This window comes from Rhodanobacter sp. C03 (assembly GCF_002001175.1).
Classification (GTDB): Bacteria; Pseudomonadota; Gammaproteobacteria; order Xanthomonadales; family Rhodanobacteraceae; genus Rhodanobacter.
The window spans coordinates 24,770-47,684 of record NZ_MUNT01000002.1; the positions used below are offsets into that span (position 1 = coordinate 24,770).

The following is a 22,915-nucleotide window of genomic DNA, read 5'->3' on the forward strand; positions in this document are numbered from 1 at the left end:
ATGGCCACACCGCGGCCCAGCCACTCGATCAGTCCATCCATCGCCCCTGGGTGATGGGTTTCAGGAAACATCGTCGTCGGCTTCGTCCACATCGGCGTGGGTAACATTCCGTACTGTGGCGGCGGCAAAGCCGCGGCGCAAGAGGAATTGCGCCCGACGGGTGCGTTCGGCGGGGTCCGCCGTGCCCGCGCCGCCGTAACGGCGACGCAACTGGGCGGCAGCAGAAGCGTCCCAGTCGACCTCGGCTGCGTCGAGCAGTTCGCGGATACGCGCATCGGACAAACCGTGGGTTTTCAGCTCCATCCGCAATCGCATCGGGCCGTAGCCCTGCGCGATCCGGCTGCGCAGCAGCACTTCGCCGAAGCGATCATCATCCTGGTATTGCTGCTCGCCGAGACGGTCTATCGCCTCGCTGGTTTCCTCGCCCTCGTAACCGCCCTGGCGCAGCTTGGTTTTCAGCTCCTTGCGCGAATGTTCCCGGCGCGCCAGCAGCCCGAGCGCCTTATCGTAGGCGCTTCGCTTCGGCTTGGCCGGATCGTCTTTGCCGGGCGGCCGTTTCATGAACATGCAAACGGACATGGCCCGGGCAAGCCGGGCCATGTTTTCCGCAACAGACTGTTACAAGTCACCGCTCACGCTTCCTCGAGCGCCTCTTCCGGTGCCGCGGCGGCAGGCTTGCCGACCGGTACCAGCAGGCGCTCGCGCAGCAACTTGTCGAGCTCGTTGGTGATCGCCGGGTTGTCGCGCAGGAACTGGCGCACGTTCTCCTTGCCCTGGCCGATGCGGTCACCGTTGTAGCTGTACCAGGCGCCGGACTTGTCGATCAGGTTCTGTGCCACACCCAGCTCGATGATCTCGCCTTCGCGCGAGGTGCCTTCGCCGTACAGGATCTCGAACTCGGCCTGGCGGAACGGCGGCGCCACCTTGTTCTTGACCACCTTGACGCGGGTTTCCGAACCGATGATCTCGTCGCCCTTCTTCACCGCGCCGATGCGGCGGATGTCCAGGCGCACCGAGGCATAGAACTTCAGCGCGTTACCGCCGGTGGTGGTTTCCGGGCTGCCGAACATCACGCCGATCTTCATGCGGATCTGGTTGATGAAGATCACCAGGGTGCCGGACTTCTTGATATTGGCGGTGAGCTTGCGCAGCGCCTGGCTCATCAGGCGTGCATGCAGGCCGACGTGGGAGTCGCCCATCTCGCCCTCGATTTCCGCCTTCGGCGTCAGCGCGGCGACCGAGTCGACCACAACCATGTCGACCGCGCCCGAGCGCACCAGCATGTCGGCGATTTCAAGCGCCTGCTCGCCGGTATCCGGCTGCGACACCAGCAGGTCATCGACCTTGACGCCCAGCTTTTCCGCATAAGTCGGATCGAGCGCGTGCTCGGCATCGATGAACGCGGCGGTGCCGCCGGCGCGCTGGCAGCTGGCGATCGCCTGCAAGGTCATGGTGGTCTTGCCGGATGACTCCGGCCCGTAGATCTCGACCACGCGGCCACGCGGCAGGCCGCCGACGCCGAGTGCGATATCCAGCCCCAGCGAGCCGGTGGAAACCGTCTCGATCGCTTCGTTGACGCGGTCGCCCATGCGCATGATCGCGCCCTTGCCGAACTGCTTTTCGATCTGGCCGAGGGCGGAAGTAAGTGCCTTGCGCTTGTTGTCATCCATCGTCTTGTATCCGGTTGGGCTGTGAATGGTGAACATGATGCCCGGATCGGGTCTCACGGGCTGCGATCAGTCGGATCGCTTGCAGACTGGCAGTATCCCACACCGGTCAAGCCGATCTGAGCGCCCGTGCCAGCTCATTCCGTCAGCGTTTTGCGCAAACCGATGAGCGCCGCCGCCACGGTTTGCCGCCTGACCGCTTCGCGATCACCGGGAAAGTGGAACAACCGCCCATGGCCGTAACCGCCGCGACGCTTCCAGCCGATCCAGACCGTACCCACCGGCTTGCCCGGTGTGCCGCCGGACGGCCCGGCGATGCCGGTCACCGCCACCGCCACACCGGCACCAAAGCGCGCCAGCGCGCCGGAAACCATTTCCAGTACGGTTTCCTCGCTGACCGCGCCGGCATGTTCCAGCGTGCGCGGGTTGACCCCCAGCAACGCTTCCTTCGCCTCGTAGCTGTAGGTCACCACACCGGCATCGAACCAGGCCGAACTGCCGGGCAGATCGGTCAGCGTCTTGGCGATCCAGCCACCTGTGCAGGATTCGGCCGTGACCAGGGTCAGCTTGCGTTGCTGCACCTCGGTCGCGACCTCGCCAGCCAGCGCCAGCAATTCGGCATCGGTAGGAACAGACGACAACTCCATGCGAGACTCCCGGACTTGAATGAGCTTTGCGCCATGCGCAGGGCCATCGTTTTACCCGTTACGCGCGACCACGCCAAGACTTGCATTGCATGAGCCACGACGATCTCACCAAGCACACACCCTTCATGCGCCAGTACCTGTCGGCCAAGGCCGAACATCCGGAGGTACTGCTGTTCTTCCGCATGGGCGACTTCTACGAGTTGTTCTACGAAGATGCACGCAAGGCGGCGCGACTACTCGACATCACGCTGACCCAGCGCGGGCAGTCGGCTGGCGCGCCGATTCCGATGGCCGGTGTGCCGTATCACGCGGCGGAGAATTACCTGGCGCGGCTGGTGCGCCTCGGCGAGTCGGTGGCAATCTGCGAACAGATCGGCGACCCGGCATTGGCCAAGGGCATCGTCGAGCGCAAGGTGGTGCGCATCGTCACGCCAGGCACGGTGACCGATGCAGCGCTGCTGGAAGAACGTCGCGACAACCTGCTGCTGGCGATCGCCGCAGGAGCGAATGGTACGTACGGCTTGGCTTGGGTCGACCTCTCCAGCGGCCGCTTCCTGCTCAACGAAGTACCGCATGCCGAAGCGCTGGCGGCTGAACTGGCCCGGCTACAACCGGCCGAAACCCTGGTCGACGAAAGTGTCGCCTGGCCGAAACTGGTCAGCAACCTGCCCGGCCTGCGCAAGCGGCCGCCGTGGCACTTCGACAGCGATGCGGCGAAACGTGAGCTCAACCGCTTCTTCGGCACCCGCGACCTCGGCGGCTTCGGCATGGACAACCTGCCGCTCGCCACGGCCGCAGCCGGTTGCCTGCTCGGCTATGTCGAGGAAACCCAGAAGAGTGCGCTGCCGCACCTCACCGGCATGGCGGTGGAAAGTGCCAGCGAAACGATCGCGCTGGATGCCGCGACGCGCCGCAATCTGGAACTGGACACCCATCCCAGCGGCCGCACCGAACACACCCTGCTCGGCGTGCTCGACGAAACGGTGACGCCGATGGGCGCGCGCCTGCTGCGCCGCTGGCTGAATCGACCCCTGCGCTCGCGCGAGCTGCTGCGCCAACGCCATCAGGCGATCGGTACGCTGATCGACAGTCGTCGCTACGAATCATTGCGTGAACAGCTGCGCGGCATCGGCGACCTGGAACGCATCCTCGCCCGCGTCGCATTGCGCTCGGCACGACCGCGCGACCTGTCCACGTTGCGCGATGGCCTCGCCGCCGCACCGATATTGCGCGAACAGATCGCCTCGCTGGACAGTCCGCTGCTGCACGCGTTGGTCGAGCGCATCGGCGATCACGCCGACAGCGCCGCCCTGCTCGCTCGCGCCATCGTGGCGCAACCGCCGGTACTGCAACGCGACGGCGGCGTGGTCGCCGACGGCTACGACACGGAACTCGACGAGCTGCGCCGACTGTCCACCCATGCCGACCAGTATCTGGTCGAGCTGGAGGAGCGCGAGAAAGCCGCCAGCGGCATCAATACCCTGAAGGTCGGCTACAACCGTGTGCATGGTTACTACATCGAGATCAGCAAGGGCCAGTCCGACAAGGCACCCACGCATTACACGCGCCGGCAGACGACAAAGAATGCCGAGCGTTACATCACCGAAGAACTGAAGACATTCGAGGACAAGGTGCTGTCGGCGAAGGAACGCTCGCTGATGCGCGAACGCGCGCTATATGAGGCCTTGCTCGACACGCTGACCAAGAAACTCGAACCGCTGAAAGCCGCTGCTGCCGCGATGGCCGAACTCGACGTGCTCGCCACGCTGGCAGAACGCGCCGAAGCGCTGGACTGGGCGGCACCTGAACTCACCGACGAACCCGGCATCGCGATCGAGCGCGGCCGTCATCCGGTTGTCGAGAAAGTCCGCGACGAACCGTTCGAGCCGAACGACCTCGCACTTGGCGACGCGCGCCGCATGCTGGTAATCACCGGCCCGAACATGGGCGGCAAATCCACTTACATGCGGCAGAATGCGCTGATCGTGCTGCTCGCACATATCGGCAGCTACGTACCCGCATCACGCGCAGTAATCGGCCCGATCGACCGCATCTTCACCCGCATCGGCGCCGGCGATGACCTGTCACGGGGCCAGTCCACCTTCATGGTGGAAATGAGCGAGACCGCGAACATCCTGCACAACGCCACCGAACACAGCCTGGTGCTGATGGACGAAGTCGGCCGTGGCACCAGCACCTATGACGGTCTGTCGCTGGCACGCGCCGCCGCCGTGCATCTGGCACGCAACAGCCGCGCCTATACCTTGTTCGCGACGCACTACTTCGAACTGACCGAACTGGCCAGCGAGTTTCCGACCATCGCCAACGTGCATCTGGACGCGGTCGAATACGGCGAACAACTGGTGTTCATGCATGCGGTGAAGGACGGCCCGGCGAACCGCAGCTTCGGACTGCAGGTAGCCGCACTGGCCGGCCTGCCAAAATCGGTGATCGCCGACGCACGACGCACGCTGGCCGAGCTGGAACGCGGCATGCACAACCATGCATCGGCCGCCAAACCTGCCGCAGAATCCTCACCGCAACTGGGTCTGTTTGCCCCCGCGCAACCGTCCGCAGCAGAACGCGCGCTGGACGAAATCGACCCGGACACGTTGACTCCGCGCGAAGCGCTGGAAGCACTCTATCGTCTGAAATCGCTGCCTTGAATGCGCACGCAGTAATGACGCGATGGCTTCGCATATCACGCAAACCTGTCTCGCCAGATAAAAACTGACTAGGGTGACGGGTCAGGCGATTCGTCGCCTGCCGCACCCATCTCATGCGAGTGGATAAAGGTCAGCACATCGTCCAGCGTCGGTGCCTGCCCGCGTAACGGTCGTGACATCGAGAACAGCAGGTCCGAGTGACCGACACCCGGGTAGAGCTTCAAGGTCACGTCCTCGTGCTGCGCCTGCATCGCATGCGCCAGTGACTTGCTGTTCGATGGATCGACTTCATGATCGGCCGTCCCGTGCAATAACAGCATCGGCGATTCGGCGCCATGCACGAACGAAACGGGTTGTGCGCGCTGCTGCTCGGCCGGTGTCTTGCCGAACATGCCGAGCATGTCCTTTTCCTTCGCCGCGATCGGCACGAAGTCATAGACGCCGGCCAGGCCGATGAATCCAGCGAGATCGCGTGGTTGCATGCCGTATGCCTGCAGCCACACCGGATCGGTGGCCAGCAGTGCGGCGATCTGGCCACCAGCCGAATGCCCCATCACAAAGATATCCTGCGGATCGCCACCGATCTGCGTGGCGTGCTCGTGTGTCCATGCCACGGCGCGCGCGGCGTCATGCATGAAGCCATCCATTTTCACCGTGGGGTATTTGCGATAATCCGGAATCACCACGGTCACGCCGCGAGCGGCCAGCGCGGTACCGGTAAACCGGTACCACTGGCGCTTGCCATGCGTCCAGTCGCCGCCATAGAAAAACACCACGATGGGCGCATGTTGCGCATGGGCAGGACGATAGATGTCCAGCGCCAGATGATGCTGTGCGTCGAACACAACATGGCGCTCGACAACGATGCCCTTATGTTCGTCGGTGGTATTGAGCGCAGCAAACAGGCTGCCGTGGCAGCCGCTCAACAGCAGTACGCCGCCGAGCATCAGTGACAGCAACAGACCGCTTGTCCGACGTGTACTCAAACGAAATCCCGGGTTTCGGTGACCCTTCAACAAGAGCCTCCTCGTGCGGACACGAGGAGGCTCGGAACAGCAGGTAAGGCTACGCGTCTTCTTACGTCAGCGGATCAACCCTTCTTGCGCTGCCGATGAATGCGACGGCTGTCGTGGTTCTCGGACTTGTTGAGATTGTGCTGCTCCGCCTTGGTGAGATGGCCGTTGTGCTTGGCCTCGTCTGCGCTTTCGCGCTGGGCGATATTGGAGTCCTGCTTTTCGTCGCGCGCTTCCTGCTTGGCGTTGATCTGGCCGTCTTTCACGCCGTTCTGGATACGGTTCTGCTGGTTGTCCAGGCGATTGTTGACTTCATTGACGCGCGGATGACCCGGCACATCGGTCTGCGGCGCGGCTTGAGCCATTACGGCACCAGAAGCGAATGCGGCGGATACCAGCAGGCCCATCAGGCTGAAGCGGAACGTCGTCTTTGTATTCATGAGTAACACCCTCGTTCATGTTAATTGGCAGGATTGGACATGCATCGAAGAGAACTGCACCGGTGCCACAGGGAAAATATGGCATCCGTGTACCTTGACCGACACCCGCACGCTGAATCATCGCGATCGAAATATTCAGGCCCCCTTCCCCCGCGTTGTTCCAGACCATCGTCGGTTGGCTGGCACAGTGCGAGGAACGGCATGGACACGAATCACGTTGACAGTCGGTGCAACTGTCCAGGCATCTGTTCAGCCATCGTTGCAGCTCGCGCTCCTGCTGACCGGAGCTGAAAGTGAGCTTCCGATAGTCGCTGGCTATCGGAAGCATCCACACAATCAAATTCCCTCGATGCATTCCTGGGCGTAGCCTGCGGAAGTCCCCCCGAGCAAGAGCCGCCCATGAGCCATGATCGCAAGACCTTGACCACCGATGCCGGCGCGCCGCTGGCCGACAACCAGAACAGCCTCACCGCCGGCCCGCGCGGCCCGCTGCTGGTGCAGGACCATCAACTGTTCGAGAAGCACGCGCACTTCAACCGCGAGCGCATTCCCGAACGCGTCGTGCATGCCAAGGCCTCGGCCGCGTTCGGCACATTGACGATCACCCACGACATCACGAAGTACACCCGGGCCAAGCTGTTCAAGCCGGGCACGCAGACGCCGATGCTGGCGCGCTTCTCCACCGTCGCTGGCGAGCGCGGCGCAGCGGATGCCGAGCGCGACGTGCGTGGTTTCGCGCTGAAGTTCTATACCGGGGAAGGCAATTGGGATCTGGTCGGCAACAACACGCCAGTGTTCTTCATCCGCGATCCGTACAAGTTCCCCGACTTCATCCACACGCAGAAGCGTGACCCGCGCAGCAACATGCGCAGTGCCACCGCGATGTGGGACTACTGGTCGCTGTCGCCCGAATCGCTGCATCAGGTCACCACCTTGATGAGCGACCGCGGCATCCCGGCCAGCCTGCGCCACATGCATGGCTTCGGCAGCCATACCTACAGCTTCTGGAACGACGCCGGCGAGCGTTACTGGGTGAAGTTCCACTTCAAGACCCAGCAAGGCATCAAGAACATCACCAATGCCGAGTCGGCCAAGCTGATCGGCGAGGACCGCGAATCACACCAGCGTGATCTGTACGAAGCGATCGAGCGCAAGGATTTCCCGAAGTGGACGCTGTACGTGCAGATCATGCCGGAGGCCGACGCGGAGAAGACCTCGTACAACCCGTTCGACCTGACCAAGGTCTGGCCGCACAAGGACTACCCGCTGATCGAAGTCGGCGTGATGGAACTCAACCGCAATCCGGACAATTACTTTGCCCAGGTCGAGCAGTCGAGCTTCTCGCCGGCCAACGTGGTGCCCGGCATCGGCTTCAGCCCGGACAAGGTGCTGCAGTTCCGCATCTTCTCCTACGCCGATGCGGCGCGTTACCGACTTGGCGCGAACCATGACCAACTACCGGTGAACCAGCCGCGCTGCCCGGTGCACAACTACGCGCGTGACGGATCGATGCGCTACGGCGACAACGGCGGCGGCAGCGTGAACTACGAGCCGAACTCGTTCGGCGGCCCGGTCGAGGATCCGTCGGTGAAGGAACCGCCGCTGAAGATCTCCGGTGATGCCGACCGCTATGACCACCGAGTCGGCAACGACGACTACACCCAGCCTGGCGATCTGTTCCGCTTGATGAGCGCGGATCAGAAGCAGCAGCTGTTCGGAAATATCGCCGCCGCGATGCAGGGCGTGCCGGAGGAAATCGTGCGTCGCCAGCTTGGTCACTTCGCCAAGGCCGATCCGGCGTACGCCGCTGGCGTGGCTAAAGCACTCGGCATCCAGGTTTGAAGTAGCTGCACAGCTGACCCTGTCTGCACCGGGCCGGGTGTCTGCGATCCGTGAGGGCGGATCGCAGACACCGCATGGAATCGTCTGCGACGTGCTCAGGCGGCGAGACCGGGCATGGTCACCGGCTCAAGATGACTGGGCACGAGTGATGGCAGGACGACCACCTCCGGCGCTGCAACGCGTGCTGCCAGTCGTCCCGAGCAGACCAGCTGATGGATGCACGCGGACACTTCGGCGCGACCGAACGGTTTCTTGATGAAGTCATCGGCACCAAAGCGCTGCACGTAGAACTGCTCGGTCGCCTGCGGGTTGCCGCTGATCATCACGATCGGAATGTGCCGGGTCAGTTCGTCATGGCGCAAGGCGCGCAGCACCGCGAAACCGTTGATGCCGGGCAGCACGATGTCCAGGAAGATCAGCGCCGGCAGTTCACTGCGCGCCAGCTCGATCGCGCTTTCGCCATCGAGTGCCTTGGTCACGTGGTAACCATCCTGACCCAGCATCTTGCCCAGCACAGCGCAGATGGTGGGTGAATCGTCGACCACCAGCATGCGTGCAGCGGAGGTCGTCTGCAGTTGCAACTGCGCTCGCTGCTCATCACTGCCGCCACCAAGCAGACGCTTGAAGAAGCCGATGCCGTTCCTCAATGCGAGTCCGTCCATACCAGCTCCCGGGTCGTGGGAGGCCGCGCCATCAGTGCGACCCCGTGGATTTGCGCCGATGTTGCTGCAGATCCGGCCGATATTCTGGGATGCACTGCTCAGCGTGAGTCTTTCATCTGGCGCAATTGACGACGCGCATGCTTGTCCGGGCGCTTGACCGGACCACTAGCTCCGAGCAGCTGGCGCCGCTCGCGTGCGACTTCACGAGCCACACGGCTAGGTTCGGTTTCGCGATACAGCGCCTGCGCCGCGCTGGCCGGGCCGCGCTTGTCGGACAAGGCCAGCACCTCGACTTCCAGCCGCTCCTCGCCACGGCTGATCTTCAAATGGTCGCCGACGTGCAGCAGCTTCGCCGGTTTGCAGCCGGCATCGTTGACATCGATCTTGCCGCCGTCGACCGCCTGCTTGGCGAGGCTGCGCGTCTTGAAAAAGCGTGCGGCCCACAGCCACACGTCGACACGCAGCTCAGTCATCGAGGTAGCGTGCATGGCGCGTCCGGGCCGGCGAACGACTCAGGAAGAACCGCCGGGCGGCAGGATCAGATCGTGCGGATCCGGCATCGCGATATCCGGAATCGCTGCATGCTCGGCGGCGCTGTGCTCAGGCTCTCCCGTCACCGTCTCCTGCGGCGCACGCTCACCCACCACCAGCCGACCGCTCTGGGTCAGGTGCTGGATGCGCGCAAATACCTCGCTGCGGCCGAACGGTTTCTTCATGAAATCGTCGGCGCCGAATCGCTGCACGTAGAACTGCTCGGTCGCCTGCAGGTTGCCGCTGATCATCACGATCGGGATGTGTCGAGTCAGCGGGTCACGACGCAAGGCGCGCAGCACCGCGAAACCATTCATGCCGGGCATCACGATATCGAGAAAGATCAGGTCAGGGCATTCCTTGCGCGCCAGTTCGATCGCCGTCTCGCCATCCGGCGCCTTCAGTACTACCTGGTTGTCCTGGCTGAGCATCTTGCCGAGTACCGCGCGGATGGTGGCCGAGTCATCCACCACCAGTATCAAGGCGCCCTTGGGTACGCCACTGCGCGGCGCCGTACGGCGCTCGGCGGGATCGCTGCCGAAGAAGCGCTTGATCAGTTCAAAACCTGCCATGACAGGATCCCCTTATCCGTTCATGAGTTGCCGATTAGTCTCGGCGCAGCGGCGATCCAGCGCAAGCCGGCATGGTTCCTACCCCAGCAGCAGATTGCCCAGTGGCACGGTGATCAACGACAGCACGATGCCGGCACCCAGCACAGTATTCGCCAGAGACGGCTCCAGTTCGTATTCATCGGCCAGGATCGCTGCGGAAACCATCGGCGCCATCGCTGCCTGCAGCACGCCAACGGTGAGTACCAGCCCGCCCACACCGGCTGCCATGCCCATCGCCCAGCACAGCAATGGTGCCAGCAGCAGCTTCCAGCCGAGTCCCCAACCGGCCGCGCCGAGCTGGCGATTGCCGGGGTGGAACTTGAACTGCAGTCCGACCGAGAACAGCGCCAGCGGCGTCAGCGTGACGCCGATCGGCGCAAACACCCCATGCAGCAGTGCCGGCCAGCCACCGAGCAGACCCACGATGATGCCCACCACCAGCGCGATGAAAGCCGGGAATGTGGCGATGCGCCTGGCGATCAGCCGCGGCTGTGGAGCACGCCCGGAATAGATCGAAGCCACCACGATGCCGGCCGAGGCCAGCACCGGAAACGCGCCGATCTGGTCGGCCACCACCGCCAGTGCCAAGCCCGGCTTGCCATGCAACGCCTCAATCAACGGATAACCCATGTAAGCGGTATTGCCCAGGCCGCAGACCAGGATCAGCGCGCCGGTGCGCTGCCGCGACCAGCCCAGCCGCGGGCCGAGCAGGCCGAACAGCAGCCAGGCACCGCCGAACGTGAGCCACATCGCTGCCACCGGAAACCACAGCTGCGGATCGAACTTCACCGCAGGGATCAGATCCAGCACCAGCGCCGGCAGCGCCACGTTGATCACCCACCAGTTGATCCCCGCCACGATGCCCGCCGGCGGCTGCGCAAAGCGCGCCACCAGCACGCCCAGGATCAGACAGACGAACAGCAGCAACATCGCGCTCATCGGATGGCGGCACATGGGAAAGGCGCTCCATTAGACGCGATGGCGCTTCCATCCGAAAGCAGCGTGGCATGCCTCCTGCCGGCCCTGCAGGAGCGGCTTCAGCCGCGACCGCAATCTGCCGCGGCCCGAGTCGCGGCTGAAGCCGCTCCTACAACGATCGGGAAAAATCCCGGCATTCGAGGTGCCTTCAGGGATAATCGCTGCCTGTCTCTAACCGTCTGCCCATGAACGACCCCACCCATCTCGCGCACGGACTGGCCGGCGACAACACCGTGCCGGACTGGCCCATGCTGACCACGGACGAGGTCGACACGCTGTTGCACGGTTACCCGCAACTCGGCAGCTCCGTGCGTATCGACTGGCACAGCCCGCGTCCGCTATCGGCCGCCTGCCTGGTCGAGACGGCCGGCGGAGTCGTCTTCGTCAAACGCCACCACCACAGCGTGCGTTCGGTCGCCACGCTGAGCGAGGAACATCGCTTCATCGCCCACCTGCGCGCCAACGGCATGCCGATACCGCGGGTGCTGAGCGATGCGCAGGGGCACACCGCGGTGGCGATCGGCGACTGGATCTACGAAGTGCACCAGCGCGCCACCGGCATCGACCTTTACCGCGAGGCGATCTCGTGGTCGCCGTTGCCGAACCGCGAGCACGCGCTGCGCGCCGGCCACATGCTGGCTGCACTGCATGATGCGGCCGAGGGTTATCGCGCACCCCAGCGCGACACCCATATTCTGGTCGCACGCAGCGAACTGGTCACCTCACCCGATCCGATCGCCACGCTGCAGGCGCAGCTGCCCGCACGACCGGGCCTGGCCGATTATCTGCGCGATCGCGACTGGCCGACCGATCTAACCCAACTGCTCACACCCTGGCATGCCGCCGCCCAGCCACGACTGGCGCAGCAGCCACGACTGTGGACGCACGGCGACTGGCATGTCTCCAACCTGTGCTGGAGCGGCGACAGTGCGGATGCACGCATCACGGCCGTGCTCGACTTCGGCCTCGCCGCGGCCAACTTCGCGTTGTTCGATCTCGCCACCGCGATCGAGCGCAACGCGATCGCCTGGCTGGCGCTGGACACCGGCGACGCAGCGGTGCATCCCGACATCGCCCGCGCGCTGATCGAAGGCTACCGACAACAGCGCCGGCTGGATGCCGCGAACATCCATCTGCTGGCCGACCTGCTGCCGCTTGTGCATGTGGATTTCGCGCTGTCCGAGGTCGAGTATTTCCAGGCGATCACCCACTCACGCGCCAACGCCGACGTGGCTTACGACACCTTCCTGATCGGCCACGCGGCATGGTTTGGCACGCCACCAGGACAGCGCCTTCTGCAGGCCATCCGCGATTGCGCATGACCCCATAGCAGTAATTTCGTGGTTCAATAGGCGTTCTTGAAGCGGGGGTGCCCGGCGATTGCCGGGCTGAGAGAGTCCCTTGGAACCTGATCCGGTTTGTACCGGCGTAGGGAGCTTGCTGATCTGGCGCGTCCATTCGGGCGTCCGGATCGCCGTCGCTTCGTCCGTTCCCCAGAAGACGATGACGATGGCCCTACTCCGCACTTCCCTCGCCCGCACTCCGCTGATCCTTGCCCTGCTTTCGGCGATCACGCTCGCCCACGCGCAGGGTGACGACACCACCCAGCCGCAGGCTACGCCGCTGGCACCGGTGCATGTGCACGCGGACGCCAGCAAAGGCTATCGCGCCACCGACACCGATCTCGGCGGCCTCGGCAACGCGCCGCTGCACGATACGCCCGCGGCGATCACGGTGATTACCCGCGACCTGCTCGACGACCGCCAGCCACGCACGCTGAGCGAGCTGGCGCATGCCGATGCCGCCCTCGGCGACAACTACGCGCCGGTCGGCTACTACCAGGACATCGCGATCCGCGGCTTCGCGCTGGATCTGGCCAGCGGCTTCCGCTTCAACGACCTCAGCATGACCGGCGAGCAGTACATGACGCTGGAAGACAAGCAGCAGGTGGAGATACTCAAGGGTCTCGCCGGCCTGGAAGCCGGCGTGGTCGCGCCCGGTGGCCTCGTCAATTACGTCAGCAAGCGGCCAGACGATGTGCACACCGCCACTGTCGGCACCGACTCGGAGGGCTCGCGATATGAAGCACTCGACATCGGCGGCTGGCTGACACCAGACTTCGGCGTGCGCGTGAACGCCGCGCACGAGGACATGAACTCCTACGTGCAACATGCCGATGGCCGGCGCAATTTCATCTCGCTGGCCGCCGACTGGAAGATCAGCTCGAACGCCACGCTGCAACTGGATACCGATTATCAGACCAGCGGCCAGCGCTCGGTTTCCGGCTACCAGCTGCTCGGCGGCACGGTGATCCCGCCAAATCCCAGCCGCACCCGCATGCTCGGCTTCGAGCCGTGGCAGCAGCCGGTCGGCATCCACGCCAGCAACAGCACACTGCGCTTCAACTACGAGTTCAATGACCGCTGGCAGGCGCAGGTATCGGCCGGGCACAGTCACGTGGTGATCGATGACAACGTGGCCTTCGCCTACGGCTGCTTCTATTCGCCGGACTGTGCCAGCGGCGCCACGCCGGGCTACTTCTTCGCGCCGAACGGCGACTACGACGTCTACGACTACCGCAGCCCCGACGACACCCGCCAGAACGACGAGCTGCGCGCGGTGCTCAAGGGCACCTTCGATACCGGCATCTTCACGCATGAGATGAGTGTCGGCGCCAGCACGTTCCAGCGCACGCTCAACCAGCGCCCGTATGTCTACGACTATGTCGGCACCGCGAATATCGACGAGGTCGATCCGCCCTACTTCGCGCCGTCGCCGAACCAGCCCGGACCCTCGGCGCGCCGGCTGGACAGCTGGCAGCGCTCGCTGTTCGCGCTCGATCGCGTGCATTTCGGCTCGCAATGGCAGCTACTCGCCGGCGGCCGCTACGTGCGGCTGAACGAGAGCGCGTTCGACGACAGCGGCGTACTCCAGCGCCACACCGTGGAGAACAAGCTGCTGCCGCAGGCTGCCGTGCTGTGGCAGCCGACTGCAGCGCTGACGGCTTACGTCAGCTACAGCGAAAGCCTGTCGCTGGGCGGCGAAGCGCCGTACTGGGCATCCAACGGCAACGACGTGCTGGCGCCGCTGTTGGCGCGCCAGGCTGAAGCCGGCGTCAAATACGAGTGGAGCGATGCGCTGAGCCTTCAGGCCGCGCTATACCGCATCCATCAGCCGTACCAGTTCGCGCGACCCGACAACACCGCCGAGGGCTTCACCTTCGTGCAGCAGGGCAACGAAGTGCATTCCGGGCTGGAGCTCAATGCCGCCGGCAAGTTGAGCGACAACCTGCGCCTCACCGCCAGCGCCAACCTGATCCAGGCGCGCGCCGAGGACACCGGCACGCCCAGCTACGAAGGCCACCAGATCGTCAACGTGCCGCGCCTGCGCACATCGATGTACCTGGACTATCGCCTGCCGTTCGCGGCAAATATCAGCCTGCTCGGTGGCTGGCGCTACAGCAGCTCCAACCCCGCCACGCCGAATGGTCTGATCAGCGTACCGGCGTACAACGTGTTCGATACCGGCCTGCGTTACGTCACCCAATGGAGCGGCCACGCGATGACCTGGCGGCTGAATATCGACAACGTGTTCAACCATTTCTACTGGCGCGACACCGGCACCTCCGGCGGCGACAGCTACCTGTTCCCTGGCGCGCCGCGACTGGCGCGACTCTCCGTGACCTTCGACCTCTGATGTCCTGGATCGAACTCATCGGCGCCCTGATCAGCGCGTGGGCGGTCTGGCTCACTGCCAAACGCAAGCCGTGGTGCTGGCCGATCGGGCTGCTGTCGGTGGTGATCTACGCGTGGATCTTCGTCGATGCGAAGCTCTATTCCGACGCGCTGCTGCAGGTCGCGTTCGGCGTGCTGATCGTCTATGGCTGGGTACGCTGGCTGCAGAACCTCGGCGACGACGGCCTGGTCCAGGTCGCGCCGCTGCCGGTCGCGCAGGCCAGCGTGCATCTGCTGATCGGCGCCGTCGGTGCGCTCGCACTGGGCTTCGTCATGCACCGCTGGACCGACGCCGCCCTGCCCTGGCTGGACGCGGCACTGACCGCCTTCAGCCTGGTCGCGCAATGGTGGCAGGCACGCCGGCATATCGCCGCGTGGTGGCTGTGGATCGTGGTCGACGTGATCTACGTGGGCGAATACGTCTACAAGTCGCTGATGATCACCTCGGTGCTGTATGCCGGTTTCATCGTGCTGGCAGTGATCGGATTGCGCAGCTGGAAGCAGGCCGGACGGCGACCCCAAACCCGCCTCGAAACCATCTGAACCGGCCCGGGAAACGCTACCTGGCCGCAGCCTCGACATTTTCATTACGCAACGTCGGCAAGGTCGGTGCAAAATGAGCGTCATGATGAACACCTTGGCTACCAGCAAGCGTCTTTGGTGCATCGCCATCCTGCTGCTCACCGCGCAGGTGGCGGGTGCGCAAAGCATCTACAAATGCACCAGGGCCGGCCAGGTCGAATACACCGACCACCCTTGCCCCGCCGGCAAAGGCGAGTTGATCCATCAGGCCAGCGATAGCGAAATCATCGACCAGTATCTGGACCTGGGCCAGGACGCTCTGGCGAAGCGCTACGCGGACTCGCGTCACCTCGGAGCGCTCTACCAGCAACGTCTCGACGCCTACCAGCAGCGGATGGACGCCCGAGCACAGCAGCAGGCCGACGAGGCGCTCGCGGCGAAACAGCGCAGCGAGGACGCCCGGCAGCAAGCACTCCTCGACGCGGCAGCCAACCACCGCCGGTTGCGCGCCGAGAACGATGCCCTGCGACAGCAGAACGACCAATACCGTGATCAGCTCGCCCAGCCGGTCTATGGTGAGGCACCCGCCTACTGGGGTGCTGCGCCGCCATACTGGGATCATGATCATGATCATGACCACGGGCCGCCGCCCAAGCCTGTCTTTCATCCGTGCACGCAGCTTGCCGGTGGTCGGGTGCAGTGCTGAAAATGGCTACGCCGGCTAGCTGAATCCGTTCGGCGCCTGGCTTGTCCCCGTTTGATGGTCTACGCCAAAACCCGGCCAGCTTACTCCGGCCGGGTTTTGGTTTTACTCGTCAGACACCCTTCGTGGTCGTGGTCACCCGGACGAAGTCCGGATCCGTCACCAGCTTGAATACCAGCTTCTGGATCGCACCGGCGTAATTCTGCACGGCCGAAGGTATGGCGATGGCCCCCATGAAGGATGAATCCCACGTGTGGGTTACTGTCAGCGTCTTGTCGTAAATATTCACACTGGCCTTCGTCACGACAAAATGTGCAGCGACGGTAGCACTCCCCGTCGCTGCACCGGCATCCAGCGCGTTGTTGGCAAGCACTCCCTCGATCCGCATCTGTGATTGCTGGTCGAATCGCCCCGCCGTCTTCAGTTCGGTGATCAGGGCATTGCGCAGATAGTCGGAAAACGTACCGTCGCTGCCGCCAGCCGACAGCTGATTGCCGCGCACACTCAAGCCTGTGTTCGGCACCCCGACTGAGGCTACGAAAGGCCCGACAGCCAACCGTGCTTCACGATGTTCGAGAAGCACCTGGGTGGTATCGACGGAAGGCTGGTAGGTAGGAGCGGCGATGCTTGCACAGCCGGTGACCAACCCCAGCAGAAGCAGCAGGCCTGCCATGCGTAAGTGGATGTGCATCAGGGCCTCAGAACGCTTTCTTTTCGGCAAGCTGCTTCAGCACGTTCCAGGTTATCTGGTCCATCGCCAGATGAACTGCCGATTGCGGATCCATCGGCGTCAGTCCCTCGGGTGCGGAATGGTTGCCGATCGTGGTGTAGATCGCGTGGTCGACGAGAACGTCGGTGGTCTTGCCATTGCGACTGTAGGACGCGGTGCACACATAACCGTCCTTGACCAAGCTGCCCGCCAAACCCAGCGTCAGGCCAGTGCCAAAGCCCTTCGCCGCGACATTGTCAGTGAGCGGCATGTTGTTGATGACGATCTTCAGGATGCCGGCGTCAGACTGATCCGCGCTGGTCGAGATCTTGCTGAAAAGACCGGACTCGGCAGCCACGGCCACTACGCGTGGCTGGATCGCGGAAGTCGCCCGTGCATTGGCGTTGCCCTTGGTCTGGAACTCGAACAGCACCTGCACCGGATGCGTCTCGGGCAATACGGGCATGTCGGTCCGGCTGACCTTGGGCAAGCCCGGATCCACATACATCTTTGCGGAGATACAACCGGAGAGCGTGGCGCAGGCAACGAGCGCAAAAAATGCGGCGCGCGCAATGCGCACGCGAGACGAGCTGAAGATCATCGGTTTTCCCCTGTATGTCCTCAGGCCATTCCCTTGGACAGACGATTTATACCGAAGCGATTTTCATCTTGTCAAAAGCAAGAATTTGCGAACATCCAACAATCACCTGGCGCGATGACTTCAGCTCTACGACGGCAGAAACCGGCGAGCCGCTACTGACATCATATGCGCCAGTAGCGACTACCTGATCGATAGGTTTACTGCGCCCGCTTGCCGCCGTGGGCGGGAATGAATCGCGTGTCCACCGCCTCCGCCAGTTGGTCAGGCGGCAACAGCCCCTGGGCGATCAGGAAATCGTTGAACTGCTTCAGGTTGAAGTTGCTACCCAGTTCGATCTGCGTGTGCGCGCGCAGCTCCAGCAGGCGTGAGTAACCGTAGAAATACGCCGTCGCCTGGCCCGGCGAGCGGAACGTGAAGCGGTCGAGTTCCTCGCGGGCGAACGCTTCGGACAAGCCCACGTCGTTGACCAGGATGTCGTGCGCGCGGTCATGCGTGATCAGCCCGAGATTGAGCATCGGGTCGAGGAACGCACGCGCCGCGCGCAGCAGGCGCAGCTGCAGGGCGATCATCTGCCCGCCCTTCGGCTCGTACGGCATCATCATGTATTCGGAATACAGCGCCCAGCCTTCCACGTTGACGCTGTTGAAGGCGAACAGCGAGCGCGCCAGCGACACGCCGTGCTCGACCATCGCCGAGAACTGCAACTCATGGCCCGGCCGGCCCTCGTGTGCGGTGAGCGTCCAAGCGCAGGCCTTGCAGGTGAAATCGTCGTAAGCCTGGTTGTCACCCTTGCCGTTCGGCGGATTGCCGAGCGGCAGCACGAAGCTGCCGCGCTCGCCGTGGTTGCCGATCAGCGGCGGCGGGTCCATGTGCGGCGCAGGCTCGGCCGCGCTCTCGGCTTCCGACGCCACGCGCATGATCATCTTGCGATCGGGCAGCGTGACGATGTTCTGCTGGCGGATGATGTCCTCGATCTTGCCGATGACCTGGTGGTAGTACGGCTCGATCGAATCACGGTCGAGCTGCTGCTTCTTCAGGCCCTTGATCACGTCGCGATAGTCGGTGGCGTCTACCGGGTGGCCTTGGGCCATGCCCTCGGCCTTCGCCACGTCCGATGCCATCATCTGCATCTGCGCCTGGGTTTCCATGAACTCCAGCTCGGCCTTCTTGATCAGCTCCTGTGGGCTGATGTCGAGGCCGACCTGCTTGAGATTGTTGGCGTATACCTCCGGCGGCAGGCGGAAGTCGGTGCGCGCATGCGGCAGCACGGTGGCTTTGACCCATGCGTCGTAGTCATCCAGCTGCTTCTGCATGGCGTCCAATGCGGGACCGGCGCCGTCGATCTTGTACTTGGCGTACAGCTTGCGGATGCCGTCGACATAGCGCGCGGTGTTGGACAGGTTCTGCTCGACCTCGACCTTGTACGGGCCGATCAGCTTCGGGTTGTCCAGCTTCGCCTGGAACAGCGCCTGCGCCTCCTTCGTCACCGGCGTGCAGCCGGGAGTCATGCCGACGTAGCACTGCAGGCGCTTGAGCGCGGACGGACGGCGGGCGGCGGCGACCTGATCCTGCAGCAGGGTGAACTCGCCCTGGAACACCGTCTGGCCGACGTCGATATACGGCAGCAGATACTGCTCGTTGATCTTGCTGTCCTCGATATTGCGATCGGCCGCCTTGATCATGATCTGCAGATCCTGGCGCACATCCGGATCGTTTTCCGCCGCCAGTTTTTTCTGCAAGCTGTCGCGCGCCGCCGTCATCGCGGCACGCGAGCGCTGCTCGATCCCCGGCTTCAGGTCGATGGACTTGTCGTCGTAACCTGGCAAGCCGAACTGCGAGGCGAACTCAGGATTGAACTCGGCCAGCACCTTCAGCACCGACTGGGCGTCGGCGTTGCTCTTGGCCACCCACGCCGGCGTAGCCATGGGAGCGGCAGCGGACGGAGTGGCGGGCGCAGCCTGGGCGGCGACAGCGCCGCCGAGTGCCAACGCGATACCTGCGATCAGTGGTTTGAACATGGATGCATCTCCCCGGAAGATGCCCGAGCGTAGACCGTGCGCCGCGGCACCGGATATGCCGAAGGTCATGCCGCGCGATCGAATCCGGTTCCACCCACCTCAAGGTTTCTTCGCGACGTCCGCATCCAGTTGCCCGATCGTTGCCGATGACGGCGGCTCGCTTGCCTGCAGCCGCGTGGCCACGGCGGCGGCTTCGCGCAGCACCCGCAACATGTTTCCACCGGCCAGCTTGCCAAGTTCCTCGTCGGTCCAGCCGCGTCGTGCCAGCTCCACGAGCAGGGCCGGATACTTGTCGACGCCTTCCAAGCCTTGCGGCGTGTCGGGAATGCCGTCGAAATCCGAACCGATCCCGACGCAGTCGATCCCTGCCACCTTGCGCACGTGCTCGATGTGATCAGCGACCATCGCCAGCGTGACGATAGGCTGGGGATGCTTGCGGTCCCACTCGGCCAGCGCCGCCTTCGCCCGCTCGGGCTGACCAATGTAGAGGCCGGCGTACGGTGGTGCGTTGTAGCGGGTCTGCTCGGCGGCACGATCCGCTTCCCAGCGCGCGCGCGCGGGCGACACATAGGACGGCGCAAACGTCACCATGACAATGCCGTGGTTGTGCGCCACCATCTTCAGCACATCGTCCGGCACGTCACGCGGATGATCGTCCAGCGCGCGCGCGCCGGAGTGCGAAAACATCACCGGCGCGACCGAGGCAGTCAGGGCAGCGCGCATCGTATCCGGCGACACGTGACTGAGATCGACCAGCATGCCGAGGCGGTTCATCTCATGCACCACCGCGCGCCCGAACGGCGTCAGCCCATGATGCTTCGGCGCATCCGTGGCCGAATCGGCCCAGTCGTTGTCCAGCGTATGGGTCAGCGTCATGTAGCGCGCGCCAACTGCATACATCTGGCGCAGCACCGGCAGCGAGTCGTCGATCTGATGACCACCCTCGATACCGATCAGCGATGCCACGCGGCCAGCCTTGAACGCCCGCATGATGTCGTCCGCCGAATACGCCATCTGCAGATCCTTCGGATAGCGCGCCACCATGGTGTGCACGATATCGATCTGCTCGAGCGTCATCTTCACCGCCGCCGGACCGGTGATCGTCGGCGGAGTCCACACCGACCAGAACTGCGCACCGAGATGACCCTTGCGCAGACGCGGGATATCCGTCATAAGCGGCGACGGCATTTCACCGTCTACCGGCTTCAGCGGAAGATTCGCGGTACTGACGCCAAGGTCCACGCCAGCCGCATTGCCGAAACGCTCGCGGATTTCCCACGCCAGATCGTTGTGGCCGTCGATCAACGGCGTGGTGGCGAGCACGCGATCGACGCGTGCAACCAGCGCAGCATCGTCTGGTCGGGCTGCCATCGCCGGCGACGCGCACAGCGTGGCCAAGATTGCGGCCAGACCGACCATGGCCTGGGTCGAGCGTTTGCTGCTTGTCATGCCTTTCTCCCCTTTGCTAAGTCTCAAGTCTTGAGTCAACAGTGCCACATGCTTGATTCAAGATTGGAGCCCTTGCGAAAAGGGACACACAGCGGACATACTGACCGCATATATTCCCAATTAAAGGAAGCCCCATGGAAGACGTCCGCCACCTACTGGCTAGCTTGCGGGGCCGCTACACGCAGAAGGAACTTGCTTCATTGCTCGGCGTCGACGCGCGCACTGTGCGTCGCTGGCAACTCGGCGAAACCGAGCCGCCTCCGTATCTTGCCGATGCGATCCGCCAGCGCCTGTTGCCGCTGGAGCCGCCAACCAAGCGAGGCGAAGCCGAGTTCACCTTCATCGACCTGTTCGCCGGCATAGGCGGCATCCGTCTGGGTTTCGAGGCCTACGGCGGTCGTTGCGTATTCACCAGCGAATGGAACCCGTACGCGCAGAAAACCTATCAGGCGAATTTCCCTGACGCGATGCACGCGTTCGCCGGCGACATCACTCAAGTAGATGAAAACGACATCCCGGATCACGACGTGTTGCTGGCCGGCTTTCCATGCCAGCCCTTCAGCATCGCCGGCGTATCGAAGAAGAATTCGCTCGGTCGCAAGCATGGCTTCGCCGACGAGACTCAAGGCACGCTGTTCTTCGACGTGGCTCGCATTATCAAGGCCAAGCAACCCAAGGCCTTCCTACTCGAGAACGTCAAGAACCTTGTCAGTCATGACAAGGGCAATACCTTTCGCGTCATCAAGAAAGTGCTGGAAAAGGACCTCGGCTACACCCTTCATTGCAAGGTCATCGATGGTCAGCATTTCGTGCCGCAGCATCGCGAACGCATCCTGATCGTGGGCTTTCGCGACCCCACCGACTTTGCGTGGGAAGACCTGCAATTGCCGAAGGACGGTCCGCGCCTCCGCAGCATCCTGCATCCGCAAGACGGCAGCGAACTGCCCGAATCGCACTTCACCATCGGCGCCAAGGCGAAGATCGATCCACGCTACACGCTCACCCCGAACCTCTGGACCTATCTGCAGAACTACGCCGCCAAGCATCGCGCCGCTGGCAACGGATTCGGCTTCGGCCGTGTCGATGGCGATAGCGTGACGCGCACCTTGTCCGCGCGTTACTACAAAGACGGCTCGGAAATTCTGGTGTCGCAAGGGCCCCGCAAGCGTCCGCGCCGGCTGACGCCGCGTGAGTGTGCGCGACTGATGGGGTTGCCGGATAGTTTCAAGATTCCGGTGAGTGATACGCAGGCTTACAAGCAGTTCGGAAACAGCGTTGTCATGCCGGTCATGCGCGAAGTGGCAAGAATCATGGTGCCGCGCGTCGTGGAATTGATCCGGCAAGAGGAAGAAGGTATCCATCAACAGCCGTTACTCACGGCCTACGCTTGAACAAGGAGAGTCCCGTGAACGCATCACGCATTCCTGATTTCGCCAACAAGAGCCACAAAGGCATGTCGATCTGGTTCGCCGAAATGTCGCTGCGCGGACTGTTGTTCCATCCCGAAGATGCACCAAACGACATCTTCACGATCGCGACGAACGAACGGACATTCACGCCTGCAGAGTGCGCCAAACTCGATGGAATCATGGCCGACATGTTCGCGCTGTTCGGCGACGACGTTTGCGAAGCCGCTTGCCCGATCTTCATGAAGTGCATGGGAATGCAACAGGCTGCCTGATGACGGATATCGTTGATCGTGCCACGCGAAGCCGGATGATGTCCGGTATTCGCGGGCGCGATACGAAACCGGAAATCATCGTCAGAAAGTACCTTCACGCGGCGGGTTTGCGCTTCCGCGTCGCCCCCAAAAATCTTCCTGGCAAACCGGACATCGTGCTGTCGAAGTACCGCACGGTCGTGCTCGTGCATGGATGCTTCTGGCATCGGCACAAAGACTGCCGCTACGCTGCAATTCCAGCAACCAGAGCTGGCTTCTGGCAAAAGAAGTTTGAAGCGAATGTCGAACGTGACGAACGAACGAACGAGCAACTCGCAGACCTCGGCTGGCGCGTAATCGTCATTTGGGAGTGCGAATTGACTACGGGGAAGCTGCAATCATTGGTTACTGACATTCGTTTCAACATCCAACACCCTAGCGGGACCTGACCCAATCGCCCTA

22 protein-coding genes and 1 riboswitch are annotated in these 22,915 nt (G+C 63.3%); of the genes, 9 read left to right on the plus strand and 13 right to left on the minus strand.

The window, feature by feature from the left end:
• Nucleotides 1-60: 60 nt before the first annotated feature.
• The 3 genes from B0E48_RS06075 to B0E48_RS06085 form a co-directional block, all read right to left on the minus strand.
• On the minus strand, nt 61-600 hold the full coding sequence (locus B0E48_RS06075; protein ID WP_077517074.1) for a regulatory protein RecX: 540 nt from the start codon (nt 598-600) through the stop codon (nt 61-63).
• Between the two features lie 32 nt (nt 601-632).
• On the minus strand, nt 633-1,670 hold the full coding sequence (recA, locus tag B0E48_RS06080; protein ID WP_077517076.1) for a recombinase RecA: 1,038 nt from the start codon (nt 1,668-1,670) through the stop codon (nt 633-635).
• Between the two features lie 134 nt (nt 1,671-1,804).
• Nucleotides 1,805-2,314 carry a CinA family protein gene (locus B0E48_RS06085; protein WP_077517078.1) on the minus strand — a complete coding sequence of 170 codons (510 nt, stop codon included), beginning with the start codon at nt 2,312-2,314 and terminating at the stop codon, nt 1,805-1,807.
• Nucleotides 2,315-2,403: 89 nt separating this feature from the next.
• Here B0E48_RS06085 and mutS point away from each other — a divergent pair, with 89 nt between their 5' ends.
• Nucleotides 2,404-4,980 (plus strand): DNA mismatch repair protein MutS, encoded by a 2,577-nt coding sequence (gene mutS / locus B0E48_RS06090; protein ID WP_077517080.1) that lies wholly within the window; start codon nt 2,404-2,406, stop codon nt 4,978-4,980.
• Nucleotides 4,981-5,048: 68 nt separating this feature from the next.
• On the opposite strand, the gene B0E48_RS06095 is transcribed toward mutS, so the two are convergent.
• Together B0E48_RS06095 and B0E48_RS06100 are read right to left on the minus strand one after the other, a co-directional pair.
• On the minus strand, nt 5,049-5,966 hold the full coding sequence (locus B0E48_RS06095) for an alpha/beta hydrolase (protein ID WP_254423882.1): 918 nt from the start codon (nt 5,964-5,966) through the stop codon (nt 5,049-5,051).
• A gap of 104 nt (nt 5,967-6,070) precedes the next feature.
• A complete protein-coding gene (locus B0E48_RS06100) occupies nt 6,071-6,433 on the minus strand; it encodes a hypothetical protein (protein ID WP_077517082.1) in 363 nt (120 codons plus the stop codon).
• A 399-nt stretch (nt 6,434-6,832) separates the two neighbouring features.
• On the opposite strand from B0E48_RS06100, the gene B0E48_RS06105 reads away from it, so the two are divergent.
• The gene (locus B0E48_RS06105; RefSeq protein ID WP_077517084.1) at nt 6,833-8,275 is read left to right on the plus strand and encodes a catalase; all 1,443 of its coding nucleotides are present in this window, start codon (nt 6,833-6,835) and stop codon (nt 8,273-8,275) included.
• A gap of 95 nt (nt 8,276-8,370) precedes the next feature.
• Here the strand turns inward: B0E48_RS06105 and B0E48_RS06110 are convergent, their stop codons facing one another.
• The 4 genes from B0E48_RS06110 to B0E48_RS06125 form a co-directional block, all read right to left on the minus strand.
• Nucleotides 8,371-8,937, minus strand: coding sequence for a response regulator (locus B0E48_RS06110; RefSeq protein WP_077517086.1), 567 nt, complete (start codon nt 8,935-8,937; stop codon nt 8,371-8,373).
• 98 nt (nt 8,938-9,035) lie between these two features.
• The gene (locus tag B0E48_RS06115; protein WP_077517087.1) at nt 9,036-9,410 is read right to left on the minus strand and encodes an RNA-binding S4 domain-containing protein; all 375 of its coding nucleotides are present in this window, start codon (nt 9,408-9,410) and stop codon (nt 9,036-9,038) included.
• 39 nt (nt 9,411-9,449) lie between these two features.
• Nucleotides 9,450-10,040, minus strand: a complete 591-nt coding sequence (locus B0E48_RS06120; RefSeq protein ID WP_077517089.1) for a response regulator — start codon at nt 10,038-10,040, stop codon at nt 9,450-9,452.
• A 78-nt stretch (nt 10,041-10,118) separates the two neighbouring features.
• The gene (locus tag B0E48_RS06125) at nt 10,119-11,009 is read right to left on the minus strand and encodes an AEC family transporter (RefSeq protein ID WP_077517140.1); all 891 of its coding nucleotides are present in this window, start codon (nt 11,007-11,009) and stop codon (nt 10,119-10,121) included.
• A gap of 233 nt (nt 11,010-11,242) precedes the next feature.
• On the opposite strand from B0E48_RS06125, the gene B0E48_RS06130 reads away from it, so the two are divergent.
• The 4 genes from B0E48_RS06130 to B0E48_RS06145 all read left to right on the plus strand — a co-directional run bounded on the left by B0E48_RS06130 (nt 11,243) and on the right by B0E48_RS06145 (nt 16,019).
• Nucleotides 11,243-12,379 carry a phosphotransferase gene (locus B0E48_RS06130; protein ID WP_077517090.1) on the plus strand — a complete coding sequence of 379 codons (1,137 nt, stop codon included), beginning with the start codon at nt 11,243-11,245 and terminating at the stop codon, nt 12,377-12,379.
• A 33-nt stretch (nt 12,380-12,412) separates the two neighbouring features.
• Nucleotides 12,413-12,509, plus strand: a riboswitch (TPP riboswitch).
• 57 nt (nt 12,510-12,566) lie between these two features.
• Entirely contained in the window at nt 12,567-14,753 is a 2,187-nt protein-coding gene (locus B0E48_RS06135; protein WP_139350181.1) for a TonB-dependent siderophore receptor, read from the plus strand.
• A complete protein-coding gene (pnuC, locus tag B0E48_RS06140; RefSeq protein WP_077517092.1) occupies nt 14,753-15,334 on the plus strand; it encodes a nicotinamide riboside transporter PnuC in 582 nt (193 codons plus the stop codon). The genes B0E48_RS06135 and pnuC overlap by 1 nt, the downstream gene beginning before the upstream one ends.
• An 82-nt stretch (nt 15,335-15,416) precedes the next feature.
• Complete coding sequence (locus B0E48_RS06145) at nt 15,417-16,019, plus strand: DUF4124 domain-containing protein (protein ID WP_254423883.1); 603 nt, start codon at nt 15,417-15,419, stop codon at nt 16,017-16,019.
• Between the two features lie 109 nt (nt 16,020-16,128).
• Here B0E48_RS06145 and B0E48_RS06150 read toward each other — a convergent pair whose 3' ends face one another.
• From B0E48_RS06150 to B0E48_RS06165, 4 genes are all read right to left on the minus strand, one after another.
• A complete protein-coding gene (locus tag B0E48_RS06150; RefSeq protein ID WP_077517093.1) occupies nt 16,129-16,689 on the minus strand; it encodes a hypothetical protein in 561 nt (186 codons plus the stop codon).
• Nucleotides 16,690-16,714: 25 nt separating this feature from the next.
• The gene (locus B0E48_RS06155; protein WP_077517095.1) at nt 16,715-17,326 is read right to left on the minus strand and encodes a hypothetical protein; all 612 of its coding nucleotides are present in this window, start codon (nt 17,324-17,326) and stop codon (nt 16,715-16,717) included.
• Between the two features lie 197 nt (nt 17,327-17,523).
• Nucleotides 17,524-19,344 (minus strand): DUF885 domain-containing protein, encoded by a 1,821-nt coding sequence (locus B0E48_RS06160; RefSeq protein WP_077517097.1) that lies wholly within the window; start codon nt 19,342-19,344, stop codon nt 17,524-17,526.
• A gap of 99 nt (nt 19,345-19,443) precedes the next feature.
• Complete coding sequence (locus tag B0E48_RS06165; RefSeq protein ID WP_077517098.1) at nt 19,444-20,793, minus strand: dipeptidase; 1,350 nt, start codon at nt 20,791-20,793, stop codon at nt 19,444-19,446.
• A 134-nt stretch (nt 20,794-20,927) separates the two neighbouring features.
• Here B0E48_RS06165 and dcm point away from each other — a divergent pair, with 134 nt between their 5' ends.
• Genes dcm through B0E48_RS06180 form a run of 3 tightly spaced genes read left to right on the plus strand, consistent with a single transcriptional unit; the run spans nt 20,928 to nt 22,902 of the window.
• Complete coding sequence (gene dcm, locus B0E48_RS06170; protein ID WP_077517100.1) at nt 20,928-22,184, plus strand: DNA (cytosine-5-)-methyltransferase; 1,257 nt, start codon at nt 20,928-20,930, stop codon at nt 22,182-22,184.
• 14 nt (nt 22,185-22,198) lie between these two features.
• Nucleotides 22,199-22,474 (plus strand): hypothetical protein, encoded by a 276-nt coding sequence (locus B0E48_RS06175; RefSeq protein ID WP_077517146.1) that lies wholly within the window; start codon nt 22,199-22,201, stop codon nt 22,472-22,474.
• A complete protein-coding gene (locus tag B0E48_RS06180) occupies nt 22,474-22,902 on the plus strand; it encodes a very short patch repair endonuclease (RefSeq protein ID WP_077517101.1) in 429 nt (142 codons plus the stop codon). Before B0E48_RS06175 ends, B0E48_RS06180 begins: the two co-directional genes overlap by 1 nt.
• Nucleotides 22,903-22,915: the final 13 nt, after the last annotated feature.